Source organism: Acinetobacter sp. ANC5681, from assembly GCF_023488045.1.
GTDB lineage: Bacteria > Pseudomonadota > Gammaproteobacteria > Pseudomonadales > Moraxellaceae > Acinetobacter.
Window position 1 is genome coordinate 25,554 of the sequence record NZ_JAMFKZ010000018.1, and the last position, 13,648, is coordinate 39,201.

At 37.9% G+C, this 13,648-nt stretch carries 17 protein-coding genes; all 17 read right to left on the reverse strand.

Annotated features, from left to right (window positions below):
• Positions 1-128: 128 nt before the first annotated feature.
• The 17 genes from rpsA to lpxK all read right to left on the reverse strand — a co-directional run bounded on the left by rpsA (position 129) and on the right by lpxK (position 13,646).
• On the reverse strand, positions 129-1,811 hold the full coding sequence (gene rpsA, locus M5121_RS11045) for a 30S ribosomal protein S1 (protein WP_005159935.1): 1,683 nt from the start codon (positions 1,809-1,811) through the stop codon (positions 129-131).
• A gap of 115 nt (positions 1,812-1,926) precedes the next feature.
• Positions 1,927-2,607 (reverse strand): (d)CMP kinase, encoded by a 681-nt coding sequence (gene cmk / locus M5121_RS11050; RefSeq protein ID WP_005159932.1) that lies wholly within the window; start codon positions 2,605-2,607, stop codon positions 1,927-1,929.
• Positions 2,608-2,616: 9 nt separating this feature from the next.
• The gene (locus M5121_RS11055; RefSeq protein WP_005159930.1) at positions 2,617-3,057 is read right to left on the reverse strand and encodes an SRPBCC family protein; all 441 of its coding nucleotides are present in this window, start codon (positions 3,055-3,057) and stop codon (positions 2,617-2,619) included.
• A gap of 66 nt (positions 3,058-3,123) precedes the next feature.
• On the reverse strand, positions 3,124-3,648 hold the full coding sequence (gene tadA, locus M5121_RS11060) for a tRNA adenosine(34) deaminase TadA (RefSeq protein ID WP_249571209.1): 525 nt from the start codon (positions 3,646-3,648) through the stop codon (positions 3,124-3,126).
• A 5-nt stretch (positions 3,649-3,653) separates the two neighbouring features.
• Positions 3,654-4,778 (reverse strand): enoyl-CoA hydratase/isomerase family protein, encoded by a 1,125-nt coding sequence (locus M5121_RS11065; RefSeq protein ID WP_249571224.1) that lies wholly within the window; start codon positions 4,776-4,778, stop codon positions 3,654-3,656.
• The gene (gene ung / locus M5121_RS11070; protein ID WP_249571225.1) at positions 4,775-5,488 is read right to left on the reverse strand and encodes a uracil-DNA glycosylase; all 714 of its coding nucleotides are present in this window, start codon (positions 5,486-5,488) and stop codon (positions 4,775-4,777) included. Before ung ends, M5121_RS11065 begins: the two co-directional genes overlap by 4 nt.
• 45 nt (positions 5,489-5,533) lie before the next feature.
• Entirely contained in the window at positions 5,534-6,130 is a 597-nt protein-coding gene (locus M5121_RS11075) for a 6-pyruvoyl trahydropterin synthase family protein (RefSeq protein ID WP_005159917.1), read from the reverse strand.
• A gap of 110 nt (positions 6,131-6,240) precedes the next feature.
• The gene (gspK, locus tag M5121_RS11080) at positions 6,241-7,197 is read right to left on the reverse strand and encodes a type II secretion system minor pseudopilin GspK (protein WP_249571210.1); all 957 of its coding nucleotides are present in this window, start codon (positions 7,195-7,197) and stop codon (positions 6,241-6,243) included.
• Complete coding sequence (gene gspJ, locus M5121_RS11085; protein WP_087545369.1) at positions 7,194-7,823, reverse strand: type II secretion system minor pseudopilin GspJ; 630 nt, start codon at positions 7,821-7,823, stop codon at positions 7,194-7,196. Before gspJ ends, gspK begins: the two co-directional genes overlap by 4 nt.
• Positions 7,823-8,209: a type II secretion system minor pseudopilin GspI gene (gspI, locus tag M5121_RS11090; RefSeq protein ID WP_004662377.1), complete on the reverse strand. Its 387-nt coding sequence runs from the start codon at positions 8,207-8,209 to the stop codon at positions 7,823-7,825. The genes gspJ and gspI overlap by 1 nt, the downstream gene beginning before the upstream one ends.
• Complete coding sequence (locus M5121_RS11095; RefSeq protein WP_005159908.1) at positions 8,196-8,747, reverse strand: prepilin-type N-terminal cleavage/methylation domain-containing protein; 552 nt, start codon at positions 8,745-8,747, stop codon at positions 8,196-8,198. Before M5121_RS11095 ends, gspI begins: the two co-directional genes overlap by 14 nt.
• An 8-nt stretch (positions 8,748-8,755) precedes the next feature.
• The gene (locus tag M5121_RS11100) at positions 8,756-9,367 is read right to left on the reverse strand and encodes a TetR/AcrR family transcriptional regulator (protein WP_034601445.1); all 612 of its coding nucleotides are present in this window, start codon (positions 9,365-9,367) and stop codon (positions 8,756-8,758) included.
• 40 nt (positions 9,368-9,407) lie between these two features.
• Complete coding sequence (locus M5121_RS11105) at positions 9,408-10,181, reverse strand: TatD family hydrolase (protein ID WP_249571211.1); 774 nt, start codon at positions 10,179-10,181, stop codon at positions 9,408-9,410.
• 17 nt (positions 10,182-10,198) lie between these two features.
• Entirely contained in the window at positions 10,199-10,543 is a 345-nt protein-coding gene (locus M5121_RS11110) for a PilZ domain-containing protein (RefSeq protein WP_005159897.1), read from the reverse strand.
• A 338-nt stretch (positions 10,544-10,881) separates the two neighbouring features.
• Positions 10,882-11,865, reverse strand: coding sequence for a DNA polymerase III delta subunit-related protein (locus M5121_RS11115; protein WP_249571212.1), 984 nt, complete (start codon positions 11,863-11,865; stop codon positions 10,882-10,884).
• Positions 11,866-11,867: 2 nt separating this feature from the next.
• Positions 11,868-12,629: a 3-deoxy-manno-octulosonate cytidylyltransferase gene (gene kdsB / locus M5121_RS11120; protein WP_249571213.1), complete on the reverse strand. Its 762-nt coding sequence runs from the start codon at positions 12,627-12,629 to the stop codon at positions 11,868-11,870.
• Between the two features lie 9 nt (positions 12,630-12,638).
• Positions 12,639-13,646, reverse strand: a complete 1,008-nt coding sequence (gene lpxK, locus M5121_RS11125) for a tetraacyldisaccharide 4'-kinase (RefSeq protein WP_249571214.1) — start codon at positions 13,644-13,646, stop codon at positions 12,639-12,641.
• Between the last annotated feature and the right edge of the window lie 2 nt (positions 13,647-13,648).

Sequence of the window (13,648 nt, forward strand, 5' to 3'; positions counted from 1 at the left end):
TCAATATTTTAATAATAACCTGTTTAAATACAAAACGGTAGCGCAGTACATCGATACTACGCTACCGTTTGCAGTATTTTTGTATAAAAAGGTACATCTCTGTTACAAGAAATGTACCTTTTAACAAATTACTTCATTTGAGCTTTAATCAAATCACCAATAGTCTTAGGACCATTAGCTTCTGAAACTTGAGCTGCTGCTGCTTGACGAGCATTGTTCACAGCTTCTTTCTCTTCAGCTTCGTCTTTCGCTTTGATAGACAAGTTGATAGAGCGAGATTTACGATCAACGTTGATGATCTTCGCTTCAACTTCTTGGCCAACTTCTAAGAATTTAGTTGCATCTTCAACGCGGTCACGGTTGATTTCAGAAGCTTTAAGCGTTGCTTCGATGTCGTCAGCTAATTTAACTGTAGCACCTTTAGCATCAACAGCAGTTACAGTACCTTTAACTAAAGCACCGCGCTCGTTCGCAGCTAAGAAATCATTGAATGGATCGCTGTTTAATTGCTTGATACCAAGGCTGATACGGTTACCTTCAGCGTCTACAGATAAGATAACTGCTTCAACTGTGTCACCTTTCTTGTAACGACGGATAGCTTCTTCGCCTTGCTCGTTCCAAGAAATGTCAGATAAATGTACTAAACCGTCGATACCACCAGATAAACCGATGAAGATACCGAAATCAGTGATTGACTTGATCGTACCAGAAACTTTTTCGCCTTTTTCATTTGCTTTAGCAAACTCTTCCCATGGGTTAGCACGAGTTTGTTTGATACCCAATGAAATACGACGACGTTCTTCGTCAACTTCAAGAACCATAACATCAACTTCGTCACCGATCTGAACAACTTTAGATGGGTGGATGTTTTTGTTTGTGTGGTCCATTTCTGAAACGTGTACTAAGCCTTCAACGCCTTCAGCGATTTCTGCAAAGCAACCGTAGTCAGTTAAGTTAGTTACACGTGCTTTAACGATAGAACCTTTAGGGTAACGGCTCATGATCGCTAACCATGGATCTTCACCTAATTGCTTAAGACCTAAAGATACGCGGTTACGCTCGCGGTCAAATTTAAGTACTTTAACAGTAACTTCTTGACCAACTTCAACAACTTCTGAAGGGTGCTTGATACGCTTCCAAGCCATATCTGTGATATGTAGAAGACCATCAATACCGCCAAGGTCAACGAACGCGCCGTAATCAGTAAGGTTCTTGATAGTACCTGTAACTGTTTGACCTTCTTCAAGTTGAGCAAGTAATGCTTCACGGTCAGCTGAAGATTCAGCTTCCATAACTGCACGACGAGAAACTACAACGTTGTTACGCTTAGCATCAAGTTTGATTACTTTGAACTCTAACTCTTTACCTTCAAGGTGAGTTGTGTCACGGATAGGACGGGTATCAACTAAAGAACCTGGTAAGAATGCACGTACAGGACCGATGTCAACAGTGAAACCACCTTTAACCTTACCAGAGATAACACCAGTAACGATTTCGCCGTCTTCAAAAATTTTCTCAAGTTTAGTCCAAGTTTCAGCACGTTTCGCTTTTTCACGTGATAAAACTGTTTGACCCATACCGTTGTCAAGCGCTTCAACAACTACGTCAACAGTATCGCCAACTTGAACTTCAAGTTCACGTTGTTCATTTAAAAATTCAGCACGGTCAACTACGCCTTCAGATTTAAGGCCAGTGTCAACAGTAACCCAGTCAGAATCGATACTAACAACAGTACCTTGGATGACTGCACCCTTTTCAACGTTGAGGTTTAATTCACTTTCTTCAAAGAGGGCTGCAAAAGATTCGGTCATGATATACCTGATAAAGTCCGCGGTCTTGGATCAGACAAGGCCGGTTTAGTTAAGTTGTTACATTGTCCAAAAAATCTGATCAAGCAATGCTTCAACTGAAAATAAAATGGTCTATCTATTGAATACGGCTATCAATATAGTTCACCATTAACTGAAATACTTCATTGATGCCTATTGTAGAACTATCAATGATATACGCGTCTTCAGCTGGCTTGAGCGGAGCAACAGCTCGCTCCATATCTCTTTTATCTCTAGCCTGTATGTTAGATAAAATGTCGCTTATTTTAGCATCAAGACCCATACCCTGCAACTGTTTTACTCTACGCTCTGCTCGAGATTCAGCCGATGCTGTTAAGTATATTTTAGCTTGAGCCTCTGGAAAAATTGATGTCGCCATATCTCGTCCATCAGCTACCAAACCAGGGGCTTGAATAAATGCACGTTGGCGCGCAAATAATGCTTTTCTTAATTCAGGAACAGTTGCAACTTTAGAGGCATATTCTCCGACCTGTTCAGTACGAATGGTATTTGTGACATCTACACCTTCTAGTAAAACAAGGGTCGCAGCCTCAGTCGTTTTAAATTCAATATCTAAATTCGTTGCGTATTCAACGCATTGACCTAAATTAGAGTCGATTTGATCAAGTAAGCCACGTTGAAATAATGACAGCCCGAGTAAACGATATAAAGCACCAGAGTCTAATAGATTAAAACCATAATAAGCAGCTATTTTGGCTGCCAAGGTCCCTTTACCAGAACCACTAGGACCATCAATCGTAATAATATGAACTGTCATTCCCGTCTCTTATGAAGCAACTGACTTCGCTAATTTTGAAAAACCTAGTGTAATCGCTGCTTTGAGTTGTGCAAGAACTAATTTACTTACAAAAGGCGCTTTTGCTGTAAATTCAATCTTGTAGGTCACTAAAGTAATAAACGGTGTGATTTCTTTAAAATCAATTTGCCCGAGATGGTGTTTAACCAAAGGATTATTAATCAATTTATATTCAATACGCTTATTCTCTTCTAGTAATGTGATTTCTTCTTGAAGAGGCTTGATTGGTCCAAAGCCCATACGGCGAATTGAACCGATTCCATCTGGACGCTGAGGATCAGCAGAATCTTTTACACGTACAACTTGTAAAGGAGCAAATGCTTTACTATAAGTTGCGTGCTTTGACAATAAGTCAAAAACTTCAGAAATTGGTGCGTTGAATTCTTTTTGTATGGTGATTGCGTTACGCATAACTTTGCCTTTTTGATTTAGCTAAAATCTTCGGAGGCATAGTTTGCCACAACTAATGAGACATTTTTAATCATTTAAGGACGTTTTTAATAGCCGAGTTTTCTTTTTTTCTTCTCGTCTTTGTTTAAAAAATTCACTTAATTGCAATGAACATTCAGCTTGCATACAACCTTGTTCAAATACGAATTTATGATTGTAATAGCCATTTTCTAATAATTGTCGAGCACTGACCAACGAACCAGCCTTAGGCTCTGTCGTAGCAAACACTACTTTTTTGACACGAGCATGAATGAGTGCGCCAACACACATCGTACAAGGTTCAAGCGTCACATATAATATGGCATCATCTGGTAAACGATAGTTATTCAATGATTGACAGGCTGCACGTAAAGCTTGAATTTCAGCATGAGCGGTAGGATCAGATTGTTTAATTGGTGCATTATAACCAGCACCAATAACTTTCTCTTGACTCACTATCACCGCTCCAACAGGAATTTCATCCCGCGAAGCAGCTAGTGCAGCTTGCTCATAAGCAAGCTGCATCCAATATTCATCATTAAAGTTTTCTGAAGTTGTGACGTCTATACTCATCGATTTTAAGCAATAATACCATATTGTCTTAGTAAAGCATTCCAACTATCAATTGTAGTTACTGGAGCACAATCAGATAAAATATCTTTCAATGTAATCTTTTCCGCTGCTTTCCATTCTGGTGATAAGTCTTTATCAACTAAACGTGCACGGACACCCTCAACAAAATCTGGATGGCGGATTTTCCAATCAGAGATTTGTGATTCTAGTGCAAAAACTTCATCCCAAGCATGTCCTTGCTTACCCCATTGCCATAGCAACCATGTAATCGCAGCAGTACTTGGAGAACCTTTTTGCAGATTCTCACTTGCCTGACGTAACCAATCACTACTTGCATCACTCAAACCAATAATCGCTTGATAGTCATACTCAAAACTTTGACCACGACATACGCTATGAATCACATCGATTGAATTTTGTAACGGACCTGATGATACAGGGCGATGTAGACTATTTAAAGTATCATCGATTGCACGGAAAGCACCCGCAGGATAATGACTCCAATCCACATTCAAAACTTTTTGAAGAACATTATCTCGCTGTGCTTCACAAATATGAGTTGCCCAACCAATGCTAAAAGCACCAGCTGAAGTCATGATTGAACCCGTTAAACCTGTAAACAGCCCAATTTGACCACGATCTGCAAGGAAACGACTCCCCCCTACATCAGGATAGAGACCAATATTGATTTCAGGCATTGCAAGACGTGAATAAGGTGTAACTAGACGAAATGGCGCAGCCATGAATAGGCCTAAACCACCACCCATGACATAACCTTCACCCCAAACTACAATTGGCTTAGCATAGTTATGAAGCAATAAATCAAGCGCATATTCTTGTTCAAAAAACTTATTTGCCGTATCTACTTCATTATTAATGACAAGTTGACGGAGTTTACGAACATCACCACCTGCGCAAAATGCTTTCGGTGTGGTTGAATCAAACCAAATTGCTTTAACACTGTCATCTTCATGAAAATATTCAAATACTTTCAATAAAGCGCTCACAATTGACTCATCAAGTGCATGTAAAGATTTTGGTCGATTTAAACGAACAATACGCCAACCATTTTTAGCGTTTTCGATGATTAAATCTGGGTGATAACTATTTAAATCGGGAGAAGTCATTATGCGTCCAGTTGCCAGTCTATTGGCTCAATGCCATGTTGTTTCAAATAATGATTTGTTTTAGAAAATACTTTACAGCCAAAAAAACCACCTCGGTTTGCAGCAAGCGGTGATGGATGAGCTGCTGTTAACACTAGATGTTTATTTCGATCAATGCGCTGTCCTTTACGTTGTGCATAAGTACCCCATAAGATAAACACAACATGCTCACGCTGTTCATTTAACACATCAATTACAGCATCAGTAAATTCTTCCCAGCCTTGTTTTTGATGAGAAGTTGGCTGTCCTGCTTCAACAGTGAGTACACTGTTTAATAGCAATACCCCTTGAGCAGCCCATTTACTTAAATCCCCATGACGTGAAATCGGCACTGTGAGATCAGTATGTAATTCATGAAAAATATTACGCAAAGATGGTGGTAATGCAACCCCTCTTTGTACAGAAAAGCTTAGACCATTGGCTTGATTAGGGCCATGATATGGATCTTGACCCAATATCACGACTTTTACATCCTGTAACGGGGTTGTATTCAATGCATTGAAAATTTGCTTGCTAGGTGGATAAATCGTTTTCTGAGCAAGGATTTGTTGCTGTAGAAACTCTCTTAAATGATCCATTTTCTGACTGAGTAGAAATTCTGACAAAGAGATTTTCCATGACTCGTCCAACTGAACTTTATTAAGTTTTTCCTGCTGCTGTTCAGTAAATTGCATCAACATTCCTTGAAATAACGACTCCAACATTTAAATCTTGCTGACCTAAATGTTAACTTGTAACTCTACATTTGGATTTTGGAATTTAATTCCATTTTTCAGATTTTCATACATTTGAGGATCGCTCCACTCGACTTGTACTTGCTCTGAAAAAATAATTTGGTCTAGGCTAAGTAAACCCATTTGCTCATTTTCAATATCTTCTAAAAAACTTTGTGCGTAACCTGTATCAGTTTCATGCACGATCACTGAATAGACCTCAACATCACCCTCACCATTCTGTGTTGTGGTTGAAGCGAGCACCTGTTGCGCTAGATAAAAGAAAATCCTTGAAAACTGTTCAGCTGATGGTGAAACTGGCAAGGCAACCCAACGTGCACTAAAAGTTTTACACGCTTGAATATATTCAGGATCATCTTTTTGCCAATAACAAATTGCGTGATCAAAACTGTCAAAAAGCTCTTTAATCACACCTTTTAATAGACCAAAATCATAGACCATTTGCCCATGATCTAATTTTGAGGCTTTTAACAGTAATTCAACTTTATAACTATGCCCGTGAATCGAACGCTTACAGCGATCTGATGTACAATTACGTACAATATGAGCATTTTCAAACTTAAATAATTTACGAATTAACATGCACCAAGCTGATCTATATCTGCAAACAGATTTTATTATAAAGCAAAAAAATCATCGGTGGGATTGATTTTAAGCCTTGTGACTATTCAATAATCCAATCTATACAAAGACTAGAATGGTGCAAGACTTCTTGAATACACAATCACTTGTTTATCTTTTCTCATCATTAAGCTCGTAAATTGACGCTTACGCTCACTTAGCATCACTTCAATTTGAGCCGTAAAATAATTTGATTTACTATCTAATAAAGACGCAGCATCGGTTTTACTCTGCTCATCAATCCCAGAAAAAGCACTTAATTTCCATAAATCATCTACATTATTAAAATGCGTTAACTCAGTTTCCTTGATTTTTAATTGTTGTTCGATAGCTTTGACATCTACTTTAGGATCAATACTGGCTAATAGTAATGCAGGTGCTGTATTCATATTCACCTTCGTCTGTTCAGGTAATGCCGTGACATAAGGTTTGATCAAATCGTAGTTTTTGCCTTCAAAACCTCGTACAAGTTTTAATTCTTCTATACTATGAAACTTGGTATTCGGCGTTAAATATGCAGGATCTAGTCCTTGGTAATAGCTACTCTCCGCACCCATTGCGCCAGTCACTTCATCATTTGTGTCTTGCCAATCAATCACAGCTTGACTGAGTTCAGCAGGCAGACCTACTCGTTGCAATAACTTTTCAAACCAACGTCGAGCAGAATCATCAACTTGATTGCCATCAGCCTTAACCAAATTATTTAGATTAAACTTTCCTGACTCATCTAGTAGTTTTCCTGAGACTGATCCATCTTCTACGGGAAATGATGGCATCGGTTTTGCCCAGTTTTCCTGTAAATGGTCAATGCTACTACCATTATCGCTATCTTGAATGAGTAACTCTGAAAAAAAAGCTTCTGCACTTTTTGCATACAATAACGATTGATCCTGACGCATCAAATAGCCCGTATTTTCAGCGGTATTGGTTTGTCGTTTTGCAATTGTTGCAGCCAAAATCGTTGCTAAAGCAACCATGACTAAAATCGTTAATAAAGCTACGCCACGCTGAGATGAATAGTTTTTCATGGTGGTGAGTTATTTCCCAACAATTGATTTGCATTCAGTAGACTATAAATCCACTCGTAATCCGTGCCTGCAACACTAAGCTGTATTTTTATGCCTAATGGTAATTTTTTTAACTCATTAATATTATTAGGATCACCAATATTTTCAGGCCATTGTGTCAGTTCCTGTGGATTCATGACGACTACTTTAAATTGATCTACATTTTCTAATAAGGTACTGGAGATGGGTTGTACCCGATTTGGAATATTTAGATTTGAATATTTGAGTCGATAAACTTTTTTCTGTGTTGAATCGTAGCGATATTCAATACGTTCATAAGGTGACAAACCTTGTTTCAACGGATCGGACACTCCTGCTTTACTAAACATAAAACCACGATCATTTAGCACCAAAGCAGCTTGTAATTGTCGACCATCATTTGCCGTTAATGGAATAATTTGCAGACTATCTCTTAGAATCTGCTGATAGGCATCTTGTAACGCAAATAAATGTGTTTCATGCTCTGCATTACGATCTTTGACTTTTAATAAATAATCAAAAACTTTCCAACCAAGCATTGAAAGTACGGCAAAAATAGCAATTGCAACCAGCAATTCAACAAGGGTAAAACCCTTTTTAATTTTCATCATGTTTTAGCTTTTGCTGGATAATTAAAAAACACCATATTGGTGATGCCCGCTTCAACTTTACCTTGCTCAGTATTAAATAAACTTACTTGTAATTCGATACGTTGTATTTTGGGACTAATTGTAGCCTGTGCTTTTTTATCAATCTGCCAAGTCTCACCTTGAGAAGTCACCTGTTTCGATTGCGTTCCATCTAACCACTCTTGATTCATTTCCATCATTGCAACCTCATTCATTGCAACGAACTGTGCTTTTGTTCGCAAAATCGCACTCGATGTAGATTGTGTATATTGCATGGCAATTTTTGTTAATGCAATTGCAGCGACAGCAAATATCGCTAAAGCAACCATTACTTCCAACAGGGTAAATGCTTTAATCTTCTTCATTTATTTTACCCAAATGATCTATTTCAAACTCATGTCCAATTGGCTGTTGCTCATAATAAAATTGAATACGGACAGGCTTAACTTCACCATTGCCAAACCATATGAGTTGCGGTGCTTTACCACCTAATAAGTCCTCATTTCTCGCTTTTCGGTATTCTTCAGCATTTAAAGTTTGAATACTAAAAGATACGCTAGTCGGTAGCTCTCGAAGTTTAAACTCTTTATATGGCTGCCAAGTCCGATCAGCTTGCTGAATTTGCTCATGGCTCTGATCATGATATTCAAACAAATTATAGCGAAATGGTGCAACGTCAGTCGCATTTTGAGTATTTAAGGCAAAAACTTTAGCTTGATCCGTTGATTCTTTATTAATCTTTTTTAAATCAAGTATAAACATTTCTCTAGCTTGCATCGCTCGACGTTGATCTACACCACCAATATTCAGAACAACCAAAGATGTCATAATCGTCATGATTACAATCACCACCATGATCTCAATGAGGGTAAAACCTTGTTGTAATCTATGTGGTGATTTCATTTTATTTATCAGCCATTCGCTAAATATTCAATTTGTTTTGGCAAACCTAAAGCTTGATCAATATAAGCCACACGTAAACTATCACGTGAACCTAAATAACGCTGATAAAAGCTCGAATTCAGAATAACTGCTGCACCATAAGTCAAAGACCAAATCGAAGCCAAATAATCACGCGTTGTCATCGTGCTATTTATATCTAATAAATAACTTTCTGTCATACGAATGATAATACGTAAACGTTGACGACGAACTTTATACAATTCACTAAATAATAACTGAATACCTTGACCCGTCGTAGAGAGGCGTTCTTCAATTTGATGAAATAAAGCAGTACGTTCAGGATGATGTAAATGGTGTAGCATGAAAAAAGCTAGATGCTCAGGGAAAGCTTTCTCTGTATCCTGAATCATTTCAAGCAGCATTCGTTCATTACGAATAATCAGCAACATATACAATTCATCTTTGCTCTGAAAGTGCTTATATAACGTGCCTTTAGCAAGATCTAATTCCGCCGCTAAAGCGTCCAAAGTCATGCCTGCTTCACCATTTTCTAATAGGAGTTGCTCAGCGATCTGAAAAATTAAGGCTTCTCGTGCTCTAAACTGAGCTTGGCGATCCATTTTCACGTGATAACTCTCTTTGCTAATACAACTAAACCGTTTACTTCAAACGAAGAAGATTCTCAAAATTCTGTGTGGTAATCATACCTATTTCTTCAACTGACTTGTTATATACATCCGCTAACGCCTTTGCAACATAAGGCACATATTTAGGCTCATTGGTTTTACCCCGATAAGGCATAGGTGCTAAATATGGGCTATCCGTTTCAATTAACAACCGATCAAGCGGCACTTGTTTAGCTACATCACGTAATTCTTGTGCATTTTTGAATGAAACAATACCAGAAAAAGAAATATAGTAACCACAATCTAAAACAGCCTTCGCTGTTTCCCAATCTTCGGTGAAACAATGCAAAATACCATGTGTGGACTGCTCTGCTCTTATAATATCGACGGTATCGTGTTTGGCTGATCGTGTATGCACAACCACAGGTTTTTTTACAATTTTTGATGCATGAATATGACGGGCAAAACATCGTTTCTGTTCTGCAATAAAATCTGTACTGTGATAATAATCTAAACCTGTTTCCCCTAATGCCCATACCTTATCAGACTGTGCTAGCTCTACGAGGTAGTCTGTTGTTGCTCGCGCCATAATATGATCATCCTCGCATGGATGAACACCTACAGAATAACCCACGTCATCATGTCGAGAGGCGATTTCAGCCAATTTAATATGATCATCTAAATCAACTGAGATGCCCATAAATTTTGAAACACCTGCAAGGCGAGCTTGGGCAAGCGCTTGATCTAAACTCCCATCGTAAGGACTTAGATCTAACATCGTTAAATGACAATGGGTATCAACAAACACGCTTATTTCCTATCAACTTACATCGTAAAACTTGGACGATCCATCGCTTTTGAACCAGCCAACAATCTCTCAGCCTCATTTTTGTAATACACACCTTTTTCACCAGCAAGCTGAATTGCAAAGCCTTGTGGTTTAAAATGTGTTTGTTTATGCGAAATCCAAATCACCTTACCCGTTAATGGGATTTTTTGTGACTGCTCTGGTAAAGTCGCTAAAACAAAAACTTCCTGTCCCATTTTTACGGCTTGTTTCGTGGAAACAAATAAACCGCCACCTTGCACAAAAGGCATATAACTTGATTGCAAAGTTGCTTTATCAGGAATATTGACCTGTATAATTCCGCCCATCATTTGTGGTTGCATAACATTCCCCTGTCAAATACAAATAACTTGAAATATCTATATTTTCATAGCATTAATAAAATTTTAAGCATATTTGCATGCCTCTCAAATTCAATATTTTCTACCGTCAATTTAAAAAACTATAATTACTGCTATTTTAATTATAGGAAACAATCCGACAAACAACAAATAATGTTTGAGGAAAACTGTTCGAAAACAAACAAAAATGGTTTTTATTTAAGCAAATATAGCCTTCGATGAATCACGATTTCATAGGTGATCACCATATCGAAAGCAAATGCTTTTTGGCTATTACAAAATCAAGCATTCAATCAACATAAAAGATTTTAATACCCTATCTAAACCACATGCATCAATTGAATAAACAACTGATCTAGTACCAACTGTGTTTGTACATTTTGCTCAACCATCAATTTTTTCTGTTGCAGGTCAGAATAAATTTGAAATAAGCTTTCCAAGTCATAAAGCTGTGCAAGCTGTGTTAAATCTAAGTCTTTATTTCTCAAAGATTGATTTAATTTTATAGCGACTAAATCCGCCAACAAATATTCAAACATTGTCATAAATTCAGAGAAACTCAACTCTTTCGACCACTTGCTTGAATAACTTAAAGGCATATTTTTTTCTAAGACCAACTTAAACCAATCTTTCAAGAATAAATCTCTTTTATGCAACCAATCGCTCTGATTAATTTCAACGGCAGTCAATGGCATGCCATTTCCGAGATTAAGCAACAAATCAATGTGTTCAGCTGAGATATTCGGTATTTGCTGCTGAATAAATTTTTGTGCATCTTGGGTATCTAGACGGTCTAAAGCGAAATGCTGCAAACGGCTTCGAATCGTTGCTGTTAATTTCAAGTAATGATCCGCCAATAGAATCAGAATAACCCTTTCTCCAGGTTCCTCTAAAGTCTTTAGCAATGCATTTGCGGATGCTATATTCAAAGCCTCCGCTGGCTCAATCACAACGACTCGCCATCCATCACCAGTCTGTTGAACAAATGGTAATAAATCACGAATCTTTTCGATTTTTATCTTGGCATTTTGCTTTTTATTTTCTTCATCTGTGGTGATATGAACATAGCGAGGGTGTGTATTAGACTTCAACCAAAGACAACTTGTACATTCACCACAAGCTTGTTCGGCTTGTTTGTTTAAACATAATACCCATGCCACAAAACGCTCAGTAAATTGATGTTTCGCGCAGCCATGTTTACCATAAAAAAGTAAACCATGACCTATATCGGGAAAACGCGTTGTCAACAACGCCCATGTCTGCTTGTGCCAAGGATAAACGGTTGTTGACTGCATACTCATCATAATTATTCAAATAAACTTACTGGTAGCGCATTTAAACGCTCTAGATCAGCTTGTGTATCTACACCCGGAGGCAGATTGGCTTCAGCAATATCGATCGCAATACGATGACCATTTTCTAATACGCGTAATTGTTCAAGACTTTCTAATTTTTCAAGATCGCCTTGTTCCCATGACACATATTCTTGCAACAATTTCACACGATATGCATATAAACCCAGATGACGAAAAGCACGATCATGCAGCTTTGGCTGCTGTAATTTTGCACCATCACGATCATAAGGAATAGTTGCTCGACTAAAATATAATGCTTCTTTACGATTACTCATCACGACTTTGACGATACTGTCACGCTGGAATTCATCTAATGCGTGAATAGGCTCGCATAAAGTAGACATTGAGCAATGCGGTTGATCAACTAAAAGCTGAGTAACTTGTTGAACCAATTGAGCAGGAAGTAATGGTTCATCACCCTGTACATTGACAATAATATCGTTTTCTGCCCAGCCTTTTAGACGAGCAACTTCACTCAAACGATCTGTGCCTGACGGATGATCGGCACTGGTTAAAACCACATCAATTCCTTCCGCACGACACACTTCTGCAATACGCTCATCATCAGTCGCAACACATAAATCATCAAAACCTGCAACTTTCTTCGCTTGATCTACGACACGTAAAATCATTGGGCGACCATGAATAAGTAAAAGTGGTTTTGCAGGTAAACGTGAACTCGCAAAACGAGCAGGAATGACAATATGTTTCATGTTAGAACTCTAAGAAAATTGGATACCGACTTGTTGCAATTGTTGTTTCAATAAATCATAACAGTCTGCAGATAAAACCGCTTCAACAGGCACAACCCAAATCGGAATATTAAATTCTGGGTATTGTTTCAATAAAACCTTAAGCTTTACCGCATCTTTTTCTGTGGTAATAATTGCATCTTGATTATTGAAGGTGAGATCATCGATCTGATAATCATAATGATCAGCAAACTCATGTGTTTGATATTGCTTCACATTCAATTGATTTAAAGTTTGATAAAATCGTTGTGGGAAGCCAATACCAACAACCACATTAAAATACTGATTTGGATCAAATACATTTGAATCTGTATTTAAATTTAACAGATATGGCTGACCAATTGCTAAATGCATATTCTTTTGTGATTGAGCAATTTTAGTATGTTCAATAACCGTACTCCTATTTAAGCGCGATTTAGGCTCACGTAGATACCCTTCAGGCAACAACTTTTCATTCCCCAAACCACGATTTTGATCTAGAACAATCCATTCAATTTGACGTGCTAATGCCCAATGCTGCAAACCATCATCGCTAATAATTAAATCGACTTTTTCAGATTTCAATAATAATTCAATTGATGCTTGACGATTTGGCCCAACCGCCATGGCTACATGAGTAGATTGAACGATTAGGCACGGCTCATCACCAGCAATATCTGGTTCAGACAAAGCATTCACCAAAACTGGAAAAGGTCCTTTGCCACCATATCCTCGACTAATTACACCAACACGAACACCTTGTTGCTGTAAATATTTAACGAGCTGAATTAATAAAGGTGTTTTCCCACTTCCTCCAACCGTAATATTACCAATAATCATCACAGGAATTGGGGCTGTGTATTTTTTCTTAAGACCAATCGTATATAAGGTTTTATTTAATTCAAAAACTAAGCGATACAATAATGATAAAGGACGCAACACGATCAACCACGACGCTTTTTTATTCCAAGCATCTTGTACGTGTTGCGCAATAGACATGA